General features: G+C 67.2%; 17 protein-coding genes and 1 tRNA gene. 11 read left to right on the top strand and 7 right to left on the bottom strand.

Annotated features, from left to right (window positions below):
* Positions 1-60: 60 nt before the first annotated feature.
* The 3 genes from A9D14_RS09745 to A9D14_RS09735 form a co-directional block, all read right to left on the bottom strand.
* A complete protein-coding gene (locus A9D14_RS09745) occupies positions 61-1,629 on the bottom strand; it encodes an MFS transporter (RefSeq protein WP_232468495.1) in 1,569 nt (522 codons plus the stop codon).
* 94 nt (positions 1,630-1,723) lie between these two features.
* A complete protein-coding gene (gene aroB, locus A9D14_RS09740) occupies positions 1,724-2,830 on the bottom strand; it encodes a 3-dehydroquinate synthase (protein ID WP_066848831.1) in 1,107 nt (368 codons plus the stop codon).
* Between the two features lie 2 nt (positions 2,831-2,832).
* A complete protein-coding gene (locus tag A9D14_RS09735; RefSeq protein ID WP_083987829.1) occupies positions 2,833-3,453 on the bottom strand; it encodes a shikimate kinase in 621 nt (206 codons plus the stop codon).
* A gap of 86 nt (positions 3,454-3,539) precedes the next feature.
* Between A9D14_RS09735 and A9D14_RS09730 the strand changes: the two genes are divergently transcribed.
* From A9D14_RS09730 to A9D14_RS09710, 5 genes are all read left to right on the top strand, one after another.
* Positions 3,540-3,728, top strand: a complete 189-nt coding sequence (locus tag A9D14_RS09730) for a hypothetical protein (RefSeq protein ID WP_066845775.1) — start codon at positions 3,540-3,542, stop codon at positions 3,726-3,728.
* Positions 3,725-5,605, top strand: coding sequence for a hypothetical protein (locus tag A9D14_RS09725; protein ID WP_066845772.1), 1,881 nt, complete (start codon positions 3,725-3,727; stop codon positions 5,603-5,605). The genes A9D14_RS09730 and A9D14_RS09725 overlap by 4 nt, the downstream gene beginning before the upstream one ends.
* A gap of 15 nt (positions 5,606-5,620) precedes the next feature.
* Complete coding sequence (locus tag A9D14_RS09720) at positions 5,621-6,541, top strand: tyrosine recombinase (RefSeq protein WP_066845769.1); 921 nt, start codon at positions 5,621-5,623, stop codon at positions 6,539-6,541.
* Between the two features lie 47 nt (positions 6,542-6,588).
* The gene (locus A9D14_RS09715; protein WP_066845766.1) at positions 6,589-7,545 is read left to right on the top strand and encodes an acetyl-CoA carboxylase carboxyltransferase subunit alpha; all 957 of its coding nucleotides are present in this window, start codon (positions 6,589-6,591) and stop codon (positions 7,543-7,545) included.
* Positions 7,546-7,708: 163 nt separating this feature from the next.
* Positions 7,709-9,241, top strand: coding sequence for a M48 family metalloprotease (locus A9D14_RS09710; RefSeq protein WP_232468494.1), 1,533 nt, complete (start codon positions 7,709-7,711; stop codon positions 9,239-9,241).
* 81 nt (positions 9,242-9,322) lie between these two features.
* On the opposite strand, the gene A9D14_RS09705 is transcribed toward A9D14_RS09710, so the two are convergent.
* Together A9D14_RS09705 and A9D14_RS09700 are read right to left on the bottom strand one after the other, a co-directional pair.
* A complete protein-coding gene (locus A9D14_RS09705; RefSeq protein ID WP_066845759.1) occupies positions 9,323-9,508 on the bottom strand; it encodes a Flp family type IVb pilin in 186 nt (61 codons plus the stop codon).
* A gap of 142 nt (positions 9,509-9,650) precedes the next feature.
* A complete protein-coding gene (locus A9D14_RS09700) occupies positions 9,651-9,839 on the bottom strand; it encodes a Flp family type IVb pilin (RefSeq protein ID WP_066845754.1) in 189 nt (62 codons plus the stop codon).
* Here A9D14_RS09700 and A9D14_RS09695 point away from each other — a divergent pair.
* On the top strand, positions 9,821-10,393 hold the full coding sequence (locus tag A9D14_RS09695) for a (deoxy)nucleoside triphosphate pyrophosphohydrolase (RefSeq protein WP_332459766.1): 573 nt from the start codon (positions 9,821-9,823) through the stop codon (positions 10,391-10,393). The two genes, A9D14_RS09700 and A9D14_RS09695, sit on opposite strands and share 19 nt — an antisense overlap.
* Positions 10,394-10,517: 124 nt before the next feature.
* On the opposite strand, the gene A9D14_RS09690 is transcribed toward A9D14_RS09695, so the two are convergent.
* Positions 10,518-10,594 (bottom strand) — tRNA-Arg (locus A9D14_RS09690).
* Between the two features lie 163 nt (positions 10,595-10,757).
* Between A9D14_RS09690 and A9D14_RS09685 the strand changes: the two genes are divergently transcribed.
* From A9D14_RS09685 to A9D14_RS09665, 5 genes are all read left to right on the top strand, one after another.
* A complete protein-coding gene (locus A9D14_RS09685; protein ID WP_415877332.1) occupies positions 10,758-11,507 on the top strand; it encodes a cytochrome b/b6 domain-containing protein in 750 nt (249 codons plus the stop codon).
* Entirely contained in the window at positions 11,497-12,264 is a 768-nt protein-coding gene (locus A9D14_RS09680) for a molybdopterin-binding protein (protein WP_066845752.1), read from the top strand. The genes A9D14_RS09685 and A9D14_RS09680 overlap by 11 nt, the downstream gene beginning before the upstream one ends.
* 113 nt (positions 12,265-12,377) lie before the next feature.
* Complete coding sequence (locus tag A9D14_RS09675; RefSeq protein ID WP_463054464.1) at positions 12,378-12,617, top strand: DUF3147 family protein; 240 nt, start codon at positions 12,378-12,380, stop codon at positions 12,615-12,617.
* Between the two features lie 105 nt (positions 12,618-12,722).
* Positions 12,723-13,208 (top strand): hemerythrin domain-containing protein, encoded by a 486-nt coding sequence (locus A9D14_RS09670; RefSeq protein ID WP_066845750.1) that lies wholly within the window; start codon positions 12,723-12,725, stop codon positions 13,206-13,208.
* A gap of 38 nt (positions 13,209-13,246) precedes the next feature.
* A complete protein-coding gene (locus tag A9D14_RS09665) occupies positions 13,247-14,827 on the top strand; it encodes a phospholipase D-like domain-containing protein (RefSeq protein ID WP_066845747.1) in 1,581 nt (526 codons plus the stop codon).
* Between the two features lie 82 nt (positions 14,828-14,909).
* Here the strand turns inward: A9D14_RS09665 and A9D14_RS09660 are convergent, their stop codons facing one another.
* Entirely contained in the window at positions 14,910-16,337 is a 1,428-nt protein-coding gene (locus tag A9D14_RS09660) for a DEAD/DEAH box helicase (protein WP_066845745.1), read from the bottom strand.
* Positions 16,338-16,458 lie beyond the last annotated feature (121 nt).

The following is a 16,458-nucleotide window of genomic DNA, read 5'->3' as shown; positions in this document are numbered from 1 at the left end:
GATGCGTTTCGTGTGGCACGGCGGCGGCGCTGTAGGACAGCGAAATCGGGGCGCCAGATTCTATCGGTCCGCCTCGATCTCGCGCAGGCTGCGGCCGCGGGTTTCGCGGCCGAAGGCGGCGATGGCGGCGGCGGCCAGTGCGAAGGGCAGCAGCAGCGCGGCTGCCACACCGCCAAGGGTGGGGATCAGGCCGACCAGCGCCCCAAGCTGGATCACGACGCCGCCGAACTTGCTGCTGGCGGCGACCAGCCCGGTCGCCCGGCCCCTGATACCCAGCGGGTAGTTTTCCGCCGCATAGGGCAGCAGCACCGCGATCAGCCCGTTCGATCCGACCACCAGCAGCGCGATCACCGCGATCAGCACCGGCGGCTGCGCCAGCAGCGATGGCGGCAGCAGCGCGCCCGCCAGACCCGCCATGGTCAGCAGTACGGTGCCGACCAGCGTCTTCACGCTGCTCCACCGGCTGTAGAACAGCGCGGCGAGAGCGATCGTCGGCAGCGCCAGCAGCGAGGAGCTGGCGATGATCCCGCTGGCCAGCCCCGCGTCATAGCCCCGGTCCTGCAGGTCCGAAGGCAGCCACAGCAGCAGGCCGAAAGTGACGAAGCTCCACGCCAGCGCGGCCAGCACCAGCGCGGGGGTGAGGAAGCGGTGGCTGCCCGTGGTGAGCGGCTGGGCGGCGGGTGTGGAAGCCGCCGCTTCCGCCCGTGCAGCGCGCGGGCGGGGGACGATGCCGAAGCGGCGCGCCATGTCGGCCAGCTCTGCGTCGCGGCCGCGTTCAGCCAGGAAGCGCGGCGATTCGGGGATCCAGCGCGCCAGTGCCAGCAGCGCGATACCGGTGGGAAAGCCCAGCAGCCACAGGCTGCGCCAGCCATACACCGGCTCGAACAGATGCGCCGCGCCGCTGGCCGACAGATAGCCGCCGACAAGGCCGGTGCCCCCCACCAGCACCAGCACCCAGTTGCGGTGGCGCGGGGGCATGATCTCGGCCAGCAAGGTATAGACGACGGGCAGCATGCCGCCCGCCGAACTGCCCATCAGGAAGCACATCACCAGGTTCCAGCCATAGGACGGCATCGCCCCGCAGATCGCGGTGGAGACGAACAGGATCGTCGACAGCAGGATCGACACGCGCCGCCCGTACAGATCCGCCAGCAGGCCCCACACGAACGATCCGACCACCGTGCCCGACAGCGCGGCCAGCGGCAGCAGCGCGGCGGCCGAGCGGGTGATGCCATATTCGCCGCGCATGCCGGGGATGACGAAGCCCAGCGTCGCGGGTTTCATCGTGTCGATGACCAGCGCCAGCACCAGCACCGCCAGCACCGCCGCGTGCGAGCGGTTCAGCGGCGTATCGTCCGCCGCTTCATAGCTGGTGCCTGCGCTGGCGCTGTGTGCGGGCCGCCGCCGGGGCAGCGCGCCGACGATGGCCAGCGGCACGCCGATGCCGATCAGCGCCATGCCCAGGTACATCCACCCGTCCATCGCCATCCCGTGGAGGTGGTTGCCCATCCGGTGCGCCATCGCCAGCATCGGCAGGTGCAGCAGCACGCCCGCCGCGATGGCGGTGCAGCCCGCCCAGAACAAAGGCCAGCGCGGTCCAATGATCGAATTGCCGGTATACGCTCCCAAGATCGAAACTCCCCAGGCGGGCGGTTACCCGATGCGGGTGTCGCCCGCGGCGCTTCCTAGCGCGAGGATGGCAGCCTGTCGCGTCGGCGGCGCGTCAGCGGGCGAGTTGTTCGTCCAGAAAACGCGCCACGTCGTCCAGCGCGACATCCTTGGCCAGCCACGCCTGCCCGATGCCGCGCATCAGCAGGAAGGGCAGCGTGCCCGCGTCCATCTTCTTGTCGTGCAGCATGTGATTCGCCAGCGTGCGCCCGTCGCACGACAGGTTCAGCTGGGGCAGCTCGGCGCGCATGTCCATCGCGCGGAAATGGGCGGCGATACGCTCTGCGTCCTGTCCGGCCATCTCGCCGCGCCGCACCGAATAGCGCGCGGCCAGCACCATGCCCATCGCCACCGCCTCGCCGTGGAGCAGCGTGCCGTCATAGCCGCATTCGGCTTCCAGCGCGTGGCCGAAGGTATGGCCCAGGTTGAGCAGGGCGCGGGTGCCGGTCGTCTCGCGCTCGTCCGCGGCGACGACGCGGGCCTTCGCCTCGACCGAGCGGCGCACGGCTTCGGCGCGCAGGTCCTCGTCGCCTGCCAGCAGGGCGGCGCCGTTCGCCTCGCACCATGCGAAGAAGGCGGGATCGTCGATGAGGCCGTATTTCACCACCTCGGCATAGCCGGCGCGCAATTCGCGCGGGGGCAGGGTGGCCAGCGCGCCGATGTCGGCCAGCACCAGCGCGGGCTGGTGGAACGCGCCGATCAGGTTCTTGCCCGCGCGCGTGTTGATCGCGGTCTTGCCGCCGACGCTGGAATCGACTTGTGCGAGCAAGCTGGTGGGAAGCTGGACGAAGCCGCAGCCGCGTTTCAGCACCGAGGTGGCGAAGCCGGTCAGGTCGCCGATCACGCCTCCGCCAAGGGCCAGTATGTGGTCGCCCCGGTCGACCCCCTCGGCCAGCAGGAAGTCGCAGACTTCCTCCAGATGCGCCCAGTCCTTCGTCGCCTCGCCCGCGGGCAGGACCAGCCAGCGCGCCCGTTTGCCCGCCGCCGCCAGCGAGGCGTCGATCGCGTCCTGCCACAGCGGGGCGACATGCGCGTCCGTCACGATGGGCACCGCGGGCTTGCGCAGCAGCGGGCCGCACTGTGCCGCGATGTCGGCCAGCAGGCCGCTGCCGACGCGCACGTCATAGCCGCGCCCCGCAAGCGCCACGGGAACGGTGGAGATGGTCATGCCAGATAATCCTCAAGCGCGGCGATGATGCGTGCGACGCCGTTCGATTGCGGTCCCGCGTCGCTGATGACGCGGATCGGGGCCTGCGCATAGGCGGGGCCGCGCCTTTCCATCAGCTCGCCCAGCACCTCGCGCGGGTTCCTGCCGGTCAGCAGCGGGCGGGTGTTCTTGCGGCCGACCCGCGCGACCAGCGTGTCGAGATCGGCGTAAAGCCAGACCGCGATGGCGCGGTCCAGGATCAGGGCCCGGGTCTCGTCGTCGGCGAACGCGCCGCCGCCGGTGGCGATCACGGCGGGGCGCCCGGCGTTTTCCTCTATCAGCCGGGCGATCACGCGGCGTTCGCCGTCGCGGAAATAATCCTCTCCGAACCGGTCGAAGATTTCCGGAATGCTCATCTGCGCGGCCTTCACCACCTCGTCGTCGGCGTCGACGAAGGGGGTGTTCAGGCACTGCGACAGGCGCTTGCCCACGGTCGACTTGCCCACGCCCATCAGGCCCACCATCACCACCGGCTTGTCCAGCCGCGCGGTCAGCCGCGCCAGCGCCGCCGCGTCGGGCAGAGCGGGGGCTGGGCCTGTGCTGTGGTCAATCGGCGGTGAATTGCGGGCCTGGGACATTGAGCAATGCCTATAGTTGGGCTAACCGGTCATGCAAGCGCGCGCCGCGTGCCCCTTTGCAATTCGGGGCCGGGCGGCAGAATCGCATGACGCGCGCAGAGCAGGTGATGGTGAGTACGATTTCCCGCAAAACTTCGAAGTCCTGGGTCTGGCTTGTGGCGGCGCTGCTGGCGGCTGTCGTCCTTTATGCATGGATCGACGGCGGATATACCGACGTGCACGTGATCGAGCAGCCGCTCGATCCGGTCACTGCCAATGGCGGAGACGCGGCATGAGGCTGCGTGCGCGGCTGTTCGTCGCCGGGCTGCTGGCGGCCACGCCCGCCGCCGTGCTGATGGCGCAGGATTCGCCCGAATCGCTGCTGCCCCCGGGCTTCGACGAGCCTGCGCCCGCACCGGCTCCCGCTCCCGCGCCGAGGCCGACGCCTGCGCCCAGGCAAACGCCTGCGCAGCCGCGAACGCCCGCGCCCGCGCCATCGACGGGGGATGCGGTGTCGCGGCCCGTGGTGCAGGATGTGCCCGACGCGCCATCGGCGGCGGAGCGGCAGCAGTCGCGCGCCGAGGCTGCGCGCGAGATGCTGGACCGGCTCCCCTCGCTGGAGGAGCTGGAGGCGATGGACCCGGACGAGCTGGACGAGCTGCTGGGCCTGAAGCCGACTTTCGACATTCCGCCCGCCGCGCGCCGTTCTTCCGAACGCGTCGGCCTGCTCGACCGCGAGGAAGGCGGGATGGGCGTGGGCGCGGTGGCCAACACGCGGGCGCTGTTCGTGCGCAACGTGCTGCGCGGCACGCGCGGGCCGCTGGTGTCGCGCTGGGGCCATATCGCGCTGCGCCGCGCATTGGCGAGCCGGATGGCGCCGCCCGCGGGCATGGACGGCATGGAATTCGCCGCGCTGCGCGCCGGTCTGCTGAACCGGCTGGGCGAGCCGGTGGTCGCCCGCGCCTTGGTGCAGGAAGTCGATACCGCCGATTATACGCAGCCGCTGATTTCCGCGGCCTATGACGCCTATATCGGTACTGGCGATTTCACCGGTGCCTGCCCGATGATGCGGCTGCACGGCGCGACCCGCGACGACGAGCAGTGGGAGCTGTGGCGCGCGCTGTGCTCGACCTATTCGGGCGAGAGCGGCGGGATGGACCGGATCGAGCGCGTGGTCAGGCGCGGCGGCGAGGGGCGCTTCGACGCGCTGCTGGCGCAGAAATACGCGGGCGCGGTCGGGCGGCAGCGCCGCGCGGTCACGCTGGAATGGGACGAGGTCGATGCGCTGACGCCGTGGCGCTATGCGCTGGCGACCGCGACCGGGGCCGAGGTGCCCGAGGGGCTGAGCGCGGCGGGCGGGCCGCAATACCGGCTGCTGGCGGCGCTGTCGCCTTCGGTCGACATCGTCACCCGTGCCGCGGCATCGGACCTGGCCGCGCGGCGCGGCATCTTTTCCAGCACCGCGATGGTCGATCTCTATTCGCAGATCTATGACGATACCGAGCTTTCGGGCGACCAGGCGGCGCGCGCCGCCCTGCTGCGCGAGGCCTATGTCGGGACGCCGGCGCAGCGGCTGGACGCGATGCAGGACATCTGGGGCGACGGCGAGGACCGCTATGCGCGCCAGGTGCTGACCGCCTATGCCGCCGCGCGCATGCCGGTGAATGCCGAGATGGCGGACGCGGCGGGAGACCTGATCGCATCCATGCTGGCGGCGGGGCTGGACCGCAATGCGCTGCGCTGGGCCGGCGTGGTGCCGGTGGGCAGCAGCGGCTGGGCGCAGCTGGCGCTGGCGGCGCCGGGCCGGGGGACGCCGGTCGAGGAAAGCGGCGTCCGCAGCTTCATGGAGAATGACGGAGACGGCCTGCGATCGCGCCTGCTGGTCGCGGGGCTGGCGGGGCTGGACCGGATGACGCAGGCGAATGCGGAGGAGCTGTCGGGCGACATGGGGTTCGACCTGTCGCGCCAGACCGCCTGGACCCGCGCCATCGCGCGGGCGGGCGAGCGGCGCAATGCGGCGCTGGTCACCATGCTGGCGGGGCTTGGCATGCAGGGGTCGAGCTGGTCCAAGATGACGCCGCTGCACCTGTATCACATCGTCTCGGCGATGAAGGCCGCGGGGCTTGAGGCCGAGGCCCGGATGATCGCGGCCGAAGCCGTCGCCAGGGCGTAAGGGGCGCCCGCGCGCATGAGCCGCGCCGAGATCCGCGAATTCCTGGCCCATCTGGCGGCGGAGCGCGGGGCGGCGACCAACACGCTGGCGGCATATGCCCGCGACTTGGAAGCTGCGCGCGAGGCGGTGCCGGATCTGGTCCATGCGAGCGGCGCCGCGCTGGCCGGGCTGGGCGGCGAATGGGCGCATCTGGCGCCTTCAAGCCTGGCGCGGCGCTGTTCGGCCTTGCGCCAGTTCTATGGCTTCCTGGTGGACGAGAGGCTGCGCGAGGACGATCCGTCGGACGCGCTGCCCCGCCCGCAAACCCGCCGGCCGCTGCCTCGCCTGCTGACGCATGACCAGATTGCCGCCCTGTTCGCCGCCGCCGAGGAAGAGGCCCGGACCGAAAGGCCCGAGGCGGTGCGAATGCTGGCGCTGCTGGAACTGCTGTATGGATCGGGGCTGCGCGCGACCGAGCTGGTGTCGCTGCCGCTGAGCAGCGTGCCGCGCGATGCGCCGCTGCTGACGCTGACGGGCAAGGGCGGCAAGCAGCGCATGGTGCCGGTATCGACCCGCGCGAAACAGGCACTGTCGGCATGGCTGGCGAAGCGCGTCGTGCCCGCGAATTCGGGCGCGGTCGGTTCCGGGGGTGCGCGATTCCTGTTCCCATCGCGCACCGGGCATATCAGCCGGGTGCGGCTGTTCCAGCTGCTGCGCGAACTGGCGGGGCGCGCGGGCATCGATCCGCAAGCGATCAGCCCGCATGTGCTGCGCCACGCATTCGCCACTCATCTGCTGGAAGGCGGGGCGGATCTGCGCGTGCTGCAGACGCTGCTGGGCCATGCCGATATCTCGACCACGCAGATCTATACCCATGTCGATTCGGCGCGGCTGGTGGAACTGGTCAATGCGCGGCATCCGCTCGCACGCGGGATGGGTGGCGGCGGTGCGCGCTGAACGGCAGCCTCTTGCCGTTTGCACGATGTGCGGTTAGCGCTCCGGCCATGATTTCCTATCTTGAATTCGAAAAGCCGCTGGCCGAGCTGGAAGCGCAGATCAAGGCGCTGCGCGACACGTCGGACAAGGACGATGTCGTCGATATCAGTTCGGAAGTGTCGAAGCTTGAGGCGAAGGCCGCCAACCAGCGCGCGCAGATCTATCGCCAGCTGTCGCCGTGGCAGAAGACGCAGGTCGCCCGCCATCCGCAGCGCCCGCACTTCAAGGACTACGTCGCGCAGCTGACCGACGATTTCATGGCGCTGGGCGGCGACCGCAGCTTTGCCGACGACCAGGCGATCCTGGGCGGTTTCGCCACGCTGAAGACCGGGCAGAAGGTGATGCTGATCGGCCATGAAAAGGGCCATGACGTCCAGTCGCGGCTTCGCCACAATTTCGGCATGGGCAAGCCCGAAGGCTATCGCAAGGCGGTGCGGCTGATGGAGATGGCGGGGCGTTTCGGCCTGCCGGTCGTCACGCTGGTCGATACGTCGGGCGCGTTTCCGGGGATCGAGGCGGAAGAGCGCGGACAGGCCGAGGCGATCGCCCGCGCGACGCAGGCCTGCCTGGACCTGCCGGTGCCGATGGTCGCCACCATCGTGGGCGAGGGCGGATCGGGCGGCGCGGTGGCGCTGGCATCGGCCGAATGCGTGATGATGATGGAGCATGCGGTCTATTCGGTGATCAGCCCCGAAGGCTGCGCATCGATCCTGTGGCGCACCGCCGAAAAGGCGCCCGACGCGGCCGAGGCGATGAAGGTGACCGCGCAGAACCTGAAGGAGCTGGGCGTGATCGACCGGATCGTGCCCGAACCCCTGGGCGGCGCGCACCGAGATCATGCCGCGGCCGCGGACGCGCTGGGCAAGGCGATCGACGAGGAGCTGGGCAGGCTGGCGGGCCAGGGCGCGGCGCAGCTTCGCTCGCGCCGGGCCGAGCGGTTCCTGCAGATCGGATCGCGCTTCTAGGCCTTTGTCGCCGGACGGCTCGGCGCGATTCCCGTTCAGCTTGCGGGAACAATTGCTGTCATATCTCGGTTTTACCCCGCATGGGGACCTTCGGCGCTGCTCGGCTCGGGCGGCGCCGATTGATCCTGTAATGCAGGTAATTTCTTCGAGGGAGCCGATGCCAATGAACCGCCAATCCCGCGCTGCCGCGCCCAAGCCGTCAGCCGTTCCGTCACGCCGCCGCAAGACAGTTTTCAAGGGGGGTGCCGTCGCCATGGCGCTGGCGCTGTCCGCCTGCGCCGGCACCACCACCCCGCCGGTGGTACCCGGCCAGGCCGGATCGATCACGCAGCAGGAGCGTCAGTACGGGGCCGAGGCGCATCCGCAGCTTCTGGCGCAGTTCGGCGGCGAATATAACGCGCCGGTGACCAATTACGTCGAGCGCGTGGGCAAGAACATCGCCGCGCAATCCGGGCTCGCCACCGCGCGCGAGGCCTATACGGTGACGCTGCTCAACAGCCCGGTGAACAATGCCTTCGCGATTCCCGGCGGCTATATCTACACCACCCGCCAGCTTGTCGGCCTGATGGACAACGAGGCAGAGCTGGCCGCCGTGCTGGGGCACGAGGTCGGCCATGTCGCCGCGCGCCATTCGCAAACGCGCCAGCAGGCGCAGCAGCAGAATTCGCTGCTGGGGGTGCTGGGGGCGGTCGTTTCGGGCGTGCTGCTGGGCAATTCGCAGCTGGGCCAGCTGGGCCAGGAACTGGCGATGCAGGGTTCGCAGCTGCTGACGCTGAAATATTCGCGTAGCCAGGAGCATCAGGCAGACGACCTTGGCATCGCCTATCTGTCGAGCGCCGGATATGATCCGATGGCGATGGCATCGGTGCTGGAAAGCCTGGCGCAGCAGAACACGCTGGATGCGCGGCTTGCAGGGTCCTCGGGCTCGAACGCGGTGCCCGAATGGGCGAGCACCCACCCCGATCCTGCCAGCCGCGTGCGCGACGCCTTTCAGGAAGCGCAGGGCATGCCGGGCACGGTGACGAATCGCGACGCATTCCTGACCGCGGTCGACGGCATGCTGTATGGCGACGATCCCAAGCAGGGCATCGTCGACGGCAACAGCTTCGTGCACCCCGAGCTGCGCTTCGCCTTCGACGCGCCAAATGGCTTTTTCCTGGTCAATGGCACGCAGGCGGTGTCGATCTCGGGCCAGTCGGGCCGCGGCCAGCTGGCGGGGGCGCCCTATTCGGGCGATCTCAACAACTATGTCGGCAAGGTGTTCGGGCAGCTGGCGGGCGAAGGGCAGCCGCAGGTCCAGCCTGCGCAGATCCAGCGCACCACGGTCAACGGCCTGCCTGCCGCCTATGGCACCGCGCGGGCCAATACGGGCAATGGCGCGGTCGACGTGACGGTGTTCGCCTATGAATTCTCGAACAGCCAGGCGTTCCATTTCGTCACCATCACGCAGGCCGGGCAGGCGGGCGTGTTCAACCCGATGTACCAGTCGATGCGCCGAATCTCGGCCAGCCAGGCGGCGGCGGTGAAGCCGCGCAAGATCGATGTGGTGACGGTGAAATCGGGCGATACGCTGCAGGGGCTGGCGAACCGCATGGCTTACGACAATGGCAAGCTGGAACGGTTTCTGGTGCTGAACTCGCTGGATACGAACGCGGTGCTGCAGCCGGGACAGAAGGTGAAGCTGGTCGTTTATTGATCGCGCTTGAAGTGTGAACCAACGACAAAGGGGCGGCAGTTTCCTGCCGCCCCTCCGCTCAGTAACGGATGATCCGTTAAATTAGTCAGCCATCTTTTTGTTGGCGGTGTTCAGCTCACCACCGACGCCATTGAAGGTGTTGTTGAGCGAACCGCCCAGCGAACCGAGGGCAGCGATCAGGGCGACGGCGATCAGCGCAGCGATCAGGCCGTATTCGATCGCGGTCGCGCCAGATTCGTCGTTCAGAATTTCGTTGAAAAGCTTCATGGTCGTTCTCCTGGTCAAATAAAGTACTTCAATTCACCAGCTCATTCCGTATTTGGCAGAAGTCTTCGTAACCTCTGGTGCCCCCAAAGTCTGGATCAAGCTCCTACTTTCTAGAATAAAACCCTGAATTTTCAGTAAACGGTTACTTGAAATTTTCAGCGTTTGCATCCAAGGTTTCGCTAGAAACTCGCATCCACATAGTTATTGTCGATCCGGCGAATGACTGTAGCGCGCCGAGTGTGGCAATGGCGATCAAAGCGCAGAGCAGGCCATATTCGATGGCCGTCGCGCCTTGCTCGTCCTGCAGCAGCCTTGAAATCATGGTCGTCATTGCTCGCCGGGCCTCCCCGTGTGGTCCGATCATTAAAATCGCCGACAGGAATTAAAATTTGGTTGATGGGGGAGCATGAGTTGAAAAGCGGGCCGACACAGGGTGACGCGGGCGCCGGGCCGGGGCCGGTGATGCCGCCGCTGCTGGTGGTCGCCGGCGCGCTGGTCAATCGGGCGGGGCTTGTGCTGATGCATCGGCGGCCGCCGGGTAAGCATCTGGAAGGCTTGTGGGAATTTCCCGGCGGGAAGGTCGAGATCGGCGAGACCCCGCCTGCCGCGCTGGCCCGCGAGCTTACCGAGGAGCTGGGCGTTTCGATTTGCGACAGCGCTTTTCAGCCTTGCGGATTCGCGCATGAGATGCGGGATTTTTCGCCCCCGCAGCCGCCGCGCGGGATTGTATTGCTTCTTTACAGCTGCCGAATCTGGACCGGAATCCCGGCTCCACTGGAAGGCGGCGAGCTGGGCTGGTTCGCGATTCGCCAGATCGAATCGCTGGAGCTGGCGCCGCTGGACCGGGTTCTGCTGGGGCAGTTGCGGGCGGGGTTCGGCGGTTAGGCCTTCCGCAGCGCGCCCGGAAGGATGGGCCCGGCCTCGCCTTGGCCCTATTCGAACCGCCGGGATCCTGCTTGGCCCCAAAACAAAACACCCGGCCCCTCATGCGAGGAGCCGGGTGTTTTATTGGTGCGCCCGGAAGGATTCGAACCTCCGGCCCCCTGATTCGTAGTCAGGTACTCTATCCAGCTGAGCTACGGGCGCGCCGTGGAGGGGGCCCAATACGGCGGGGCCGGGACCTTGGCAACCCCCCGCGTGGCCGAATTTTTCACCGCGGCGAAAAAAGCCCGCGCGACCACCGTGACGAAAGGGAAGGGCGCGGCTAGGCTGGCGCATGGCAGGGACGATCCAGCGAAGGAGAAGCAGCTTGGCCGAGGCCAGCCTGGAAAGTGGCAGCGCGCCCGCCGAAGCGGATTTGGCATCGGGAAGGGCGGTGTATCGCCACCGCGTGCCGACGCGGCTGTGGCACTGGATCAACGTGCTGGCGGTGTTCGTGACGATCGGCAGCGGGCTGATGATCTCGAACGCGCATCCGCATCTCTACTGGGGGGAATACGGCGCGAATTACGATCCGTCATGGCTCGATCCGCCGCGCTTTCCGGGGTGGATCACCATTCCCAGCGACTATAATCTGGCGATGGCGCGGCGCTGGCACCTGACCTTTGCGCTGCTGTTCGCGTTCAACCTGCTGGTGTTCATGATCTGGAGCGCGATCAATGGCCATATCGCGCGCGATCTGCGAATTCGCCTGGCCGAAGTGCGCCCGGCGCATCTGTGGTCGGACGCAAAGGCGCATCTGCGGCTGCGCTTCCACGATCCCGACCGGCCCACGGCCTATAATATCCTGCAGAAGCTGTCCTATGTGGGCGTGATCTTCGTGGCGCTGCCCCTGCTGATACTGACGGGGCTGACCCTGTCGCCCGCGATGGATGCGGCGTGGCCCTGGCTGCTCGACCTGTTCGGCGGGCGGCAATCGGCGCGCTCGATCCATTTCATCGCCTGCTGGCTGGTGATGGCCTTCATCGTCGTCCACGTCCTGCTGGTGGTGCTGGCGGGGCCGGTGAACGAAATCAGGTCGATGATCACCGGCCGCTGGAGAGTTCCGCATGAGCGCTGATCCCACCAATATCCGCCTGACCCGGCGCGCAATAATCGGCGGTCTGGCGGGCGCGGCGCTGACCGGCTGCGACGCTTTCCAGCAGAGCGATGTCGGCCGCGCCATCTTGTTCAGCGGAGAGACCGCGAACAAGGCGCTGCAGCGCACGATCATGGACCGGAATGCGCTGGCCCGCGAATTCGACGAGAGCGACATGTCGCCGATCTTCCGCTCCAACGGCACGCGCGATCCCGATACGCCCAGCTATAATGCGATGGCGGCGAACGGCTTTGCCGACTGGACCCTGCCGATCACCGGGCTGGTCGAAAGGCCTATGGTGCTGTCGCTGGACCAGATCCGCGCCATGCCCGCGCGCACCCAGATCACCCGCCACGACTGCGTCGAGGGGTGGAGCGCCATCGGCAAGTGGCACGGGCCGCAATTGTCGCTGCTGCTGCAGGCGGTGGGGCTGAAGACCAATGCGCGCTATGCGGTGTTCCGCTGCGCCGACCTGTACAACGGCATCCCCTATTACGAATCGATCGACCTGATCGACGCGTTCCATCCGCAGACGATCCTGGCGTGGGCGATGAACGATGGGCTGCTGCCGATCCCGCATGGCGCGCCGCTGCGGCTGCGGGTGGAGCGGCAGCTGGGATACAAGCACGCCAAATATGTCGAGGGGATCGAGATCGTCGATTCGCTGGCACCGATCAACGGAGGGCAGGGCGGCTATTGGGAGGATCGCGGCGCATACGAATGGTATGCGGGGATCTAGGGACGGGGGTGACGGGGGGCGCGGGCATCCCTTATCCCGAACTGATCGCGATCATTTCCGAAGTCGCCAAGCGCTATCCGGGTTTCGGCGCGTAGATCGCCTCGCTGCCACTGGTGTCAGGGCTGGGCATGATGTGCCTGTGGAAGGACAGGCCGGACCCCGCCAACATGGCCGCCCATGCCGGGGCGATTTTCCGGTTCGTGCTGCCGTCGCTGCCGATGTTCCTGGTGATCCCGCTGCTGCTGCGGCAGGGGTTCGGTTTCGGGGGATCGCTGGCGGCGGGCTGCGCCCTGACCATCGTAGTGTATGGCGCGATGACCTGGACGAGGGCCCGCTTCGGCATGCGGCTTTAGCGGTTCGGGCCGGCATGATCGTTTCTGCCCCCATGGGAAGCTTGTGGAACCCCAGCGTGCCTTCGCCTGTTGATCGGACAAACACCCATCAACAGGAGCCGCCCCATGGCAGACAAGATATTCGCCCGACTGATCGAGGACCACGATAAGCACCGTGAACTGCTCAAGCAGATGAGCAAGACCGAGGGCGACAGCGACGAGCGGCGCGATTTGCTGGAACGCTTCACCAAGGAGGTGAAGAGCCATGCCGCCGCCGAGGAAATGGCGCTGTATTCCACGATGCTGCGCAAGCCGCCGACCAATGACGAGACGCGCCATTCGGTCGCCGAGCATCACGAGATCGAGGAAATGCTCAACGATCTGGCCGCGACCGACATGTCGAGCAGCGCCTGGAAGACCAAGTTCGACAAGCTTGAGCACCGCTATACCCACCACATCGACGAGGAAGAGGAAGAGAACTTCCCCGATTATGAGCAATATCTGACCGATGCGGACAAGGAGCACATGCGCGAGGTGTTCGACCGCCGCAAGGCCGAGGAATGCGAGGAAGCCGAGGTGACGCCTGTCGCCATGGAGGATGCAAAGGAGTAAGCACCCGCTTTTTTCCGCATCTACCGCCGGAGGTGGGATTGACGAGCGTTGATGAAGAAAGGCGGCCACGGCCGCTCTCGCCCGATGGCGAGGCAGAACCGGGATCGCTGTGGCCCGCGGAAGACGAACCAGGCCCTGCCGACTCCGAAAGCGAGGCGCGCGGGGTCTGGCGCTATGAGCATTGCACCCGCGCGACGCTGGTCGTCGATGCCGCGGATTATTTCCTGCTGATCCAGGAAGCGATGATGAAGGCCCGCCGGCGGATCATGCTGATCGGCTGGGATTTCGACACGCGCATCGCGCTGGGGCGCGGGCGGGGCTGGTTGAACATCTTCAAGCGCCGCCACCCGCCGCGAAGGCTGGGCGCGTTCATCGTGTGGCTGACCAGGCAGAACCCCGATCTGAAGATCCGGGTGCTGAAATGGAATTTCGCCGCGTTCAAGATGTTCTTCCGCGGCTCGATGATCCTGGACCTGTGGCGCTGGTACAAAAACAGGCAGATCGAGCTGAAGCTGGATTCGGCGCATCCGATGGGGTGCAGCCATCACCAGAAGATCGTGGTGATCGACGACCGCTTCGCCGTGTGCGGGGGGATCGACATGACCGCCGACCGCTGGGACACCCGCGAACATGGCGACGGCGAGCGGCTGCGCCGTGCGCCGGGCGGGCGGCGATACATGCCGTGGCACGACCTGACCATGCTGGTGGAGGGCGAGGTCGCGGGCGCGCTGGACGAGTTGGGGCGCAATCGCTGGCGCATCGCCGGGGGCGAGGCCATCGGCCAGCTGCCTCACCAGCCCGAAAGCCCGTGGCCCGACGGGCTGGAGCCGCAGTTCACCGACATCGAGATCGGCATCGCGCGCACCCGCGCCAAGTGGAACGGCAATGGCGAGATTGCCGAGATCGAGACGCTGTTCCTCGACATGATCCGCAAGGCGAAGCGCTTCATCTATGCCGAGAACCAGTATTTCGCGTCGCGCAAGATCGCCGAGGTGATTGCGGAGCGCGTGGCCGAACCGAATCCGCCCGAGATCGTGCTGGTGAACCCGCTGTTCGCCGATGGCTGGCTGGAGCAGGAGGCGATGGATACTGCGCGTGCGCGGCTGGTGGAGACGATCAAGGCGGTCGATACGCACCAGCGGTTCCGCATCTATGTGCCGCATACCGCCGGCGACAGGCCGATCTATGTCCATGCCAAGCTGACCATCGTCGATGACGAGATGATGAAGGTGGGCTCGGCCAACATGAACAACCGTTCGCTTGGGCTGGACAGCGAATGCGACCTGCTGATCGATGCGACCCGCCCGGCCAATGCGGGCTGCGGAGAGCAGATACGGGCGATCCGCCACTCGCTGCTGGCCGAGCATATCGGCGCCGAGCCCGGCGAGATCGCAGGCCTGCTGGAGCGTTATGGATCGATGCATGCGATGATCGCGCAGCATCCGCAGCCGGGACGCAGGCTGAAGCCGCTGCCCGCGCGCGAGCTGAACGAGCTGGAAAAGCGCATGGCGGACGAGGAATGGCTGGACCCCGAGGATCCGGGCGATTTCTTCGAGCCGATCGTCGGCGCGAAGAGCAAGCGCGCCGCGCTGTTCCGCAAGCTGCACCGGCCCAGCTGAAAACTCCCCAGCCGAAGCCGGACATGAAAAGGGGCGGGAAAGCATCTGCCTTCCCGCCCCTTTTTCTTAGTCCGGCCTGGCCTTAGCGGGCCTTAACCGCGCCCTTGTGTGCGCCCACGCCATTCGCGCCCTTGGGTCGGAAGCGGCGCTTGCGGCCCATGTCGTCGCGCGGAAGGCCGTCGCCGCGGTTCTCGGCCGACTTGCGCTGCTGGCGATCCTCGAACTGCTTGGATCCGCCGCCGCCGCTGCGACCGCGTCCGCCGCCGCCGCCGCCGCCGCCGCGCCCGCGTCCGCCGCGTGCGTCGGGGTTGCGTTCGGCACCGGCCGGCGCGCGGGTGGGCTTGGGCAGCTTCGCCGCATTGGCAACGAAGTTTTCCGGGATCGGCAGGATCGCGGGCTTGTTCTTCGTCAGAAGCTCGATGTCGCGCATATACGGCTTTTCATCGGGCGCGACGAAGCTGATCGCCATGCCGTCCGCACCCGCACGCGCGGTGCGGCCGATGCGGTGGACATATTGTTCGGGCACGTTCGGGATTTCGAAGTTGAAGACGTGCGAAACGCCCGAAACGTCGATGCCGCGCGCCGCGATGTCGGTGGCGACCAGCACCGGCACCTTGCCGTCGCGAAAGCCGTCGAGTGCGCGGGTGCGCTGTGCCTGCGTCTTGTTGCCGTGGATCGCGGCGGCATTGATGCCCGCCGCGGCCAAATGGCGAACGACGCGGTCGGCGCCGTGCTTGGTGCGCGTGAAGACGAGGGTGCGGTCGATCTCGCCGCTCTCAATGCCTTTCAGCAGCGAGAGGGTGAGGAGCGACTGCTTCTCGCTCTGGTCGATGTGGATCGCGAATTGCTCGACCCGCTCGGCGGTGGTCGACTGCGGGGCGACCTCGACCTTCACCGGGTCCTTGATGAAGCGCTTGCCGAGGCTGGCGATCGCATCGGGCATGGTGGCCGAGAAGAACAGGCTCTGCCGGTCCTGCGGAAGCAGGGCGGCAACGCGGGTCAGCGGCTTGATGAAGCCAAGGTCCATCATCTGGTCGGCTTCGTCCAGCACGAAAATCTCGACATCGCGCAGGGTCAGCGCGCGCTGGTCGATCAGGTCGAGCAGGCGGCCGGGCGTGGCGACGAGGATGTCGGTGCCAGCGACCAGCTTCTTCGCCTGCTTGCCGGCGGGAACGCCGCCGAAGATGCACTGCACCTGCAGCCGCGTGTTCTTGGCATAGAAGCGCATGTTGTCGGCGATCTGCGCCGCCAATTCGCGCGTCGGCGACAGCACCAGCATACGGCACGAGGCCGCCTGCGGACGCTTTTCGTTTTCGACGAGGCGGTGGATCGAGGGGAGCGCGAAGGCAGCGGTCTTGCCGGTGCCGGTCTGGGCGATGCCCAGCAGGTCGCGCCCTTCCATCAGGGCGGGGATCGCCTGCCGCTGGATCGGGGTCGGCTCGTCATAACCCTTGGAGGTCAGAGCGCGTGTAATGGGCTCGGCGAGGCCGAGATCCGAAAAATAGGACAAATATCTATACTCACATGGGCACGGATCCGCCTTTTGCGGACGTGCGGGGCCTTACGGCGACCCTTAGCGTGATCGGGAAGCTGCGGTGTGCACCCGCGGTTTGATCCACGGTTCGCATGCG

Origin of the sequence: Croceicoccus marinus (genome assembly GCF_001661675.2) — a bacterium.
Taxonomy (GTDB): domain Bacteria; phylum Pseudomonadota; class Alphaproteobacteria; order Sphingomonadales; family Sphingomonadaceae; genus Croceicoccus; species Croceicoccus marinus.
The sequence above is the reverse complement of the archived record's forward strand: the minus strand, read 5'-3'. Positions and strand labels throughout refer to the sequence as shown.

Coding starts and splice junctions, on each gene's coding strand:
- A9D14_RS09735 (WP_083987829.1), bottom strand. CDS start 3,453: ATGTCCCAGGCCCGCAATTCACCGCCGATTGACCACAGCACAGGCCCA.
- A9D14_RS09730 (WP_066845775.1), top strand. CDS start 3,540: ATGACGCGCGCAGAGCAGGTGATGGTGAGTACGATTTCCCGCAAAACT.
- A9D14_RS09725 (WP_066845772.1), top strand. CDS start 3,725: ATGAGGCTGCGTGCGCGGCTGTTCGTCGCCGGGCTGCTGGCGGCCACG.
- A9D14_RS09720 (WP_066845769.1), top strand. CDS start 5,621: ATGAGCCGCGCCGAGATCCGCGAATTCCTGGCCCATCTGGCGGCGGAG.
- A9D14_RS09715 (WP_066845766.1), top strand. CDS start 6,589: ATGATTTCCTATCTTGAATTCGAAAAGCCGCTGGCCGAGCTGGAAGCG.
- A9D14_RS09710 (WP_232468494.1), top strand. CDS start 7,709: ATGAACCGCCAATCCCGCGCTGCCGCGCCCAAGCCGTCAGCCGTTCCG.
- A9D14_RS09705 (WP_066845759.1), bottom strand. CDS start 9,508: ATGAAGCTTTTCAACGAAATTCTGAACGACGAATCTGGCGCGACCGCG.
- A9D14_RS09700 (WP_066845754.1), bottom strand. CDS start 9,839: ATGACGACCATGATTTCAAGGCTGCTGCAGGACGAGCAAGGCGCGACG.
- A9D14_RS09680 (WP_066845752.1), top strand. CDS start 11,497: ATGAGCGCTGATCCCACCAATATCCGCCTGACCCGGCGCGCAATAATC.
- A9D14_RS09670 (WP_066845750.1), top strand. CDS start 12,723: ATGGCAGACAAGATATTCGCCCGACTGATCGAGGACCACGATAAGCAC.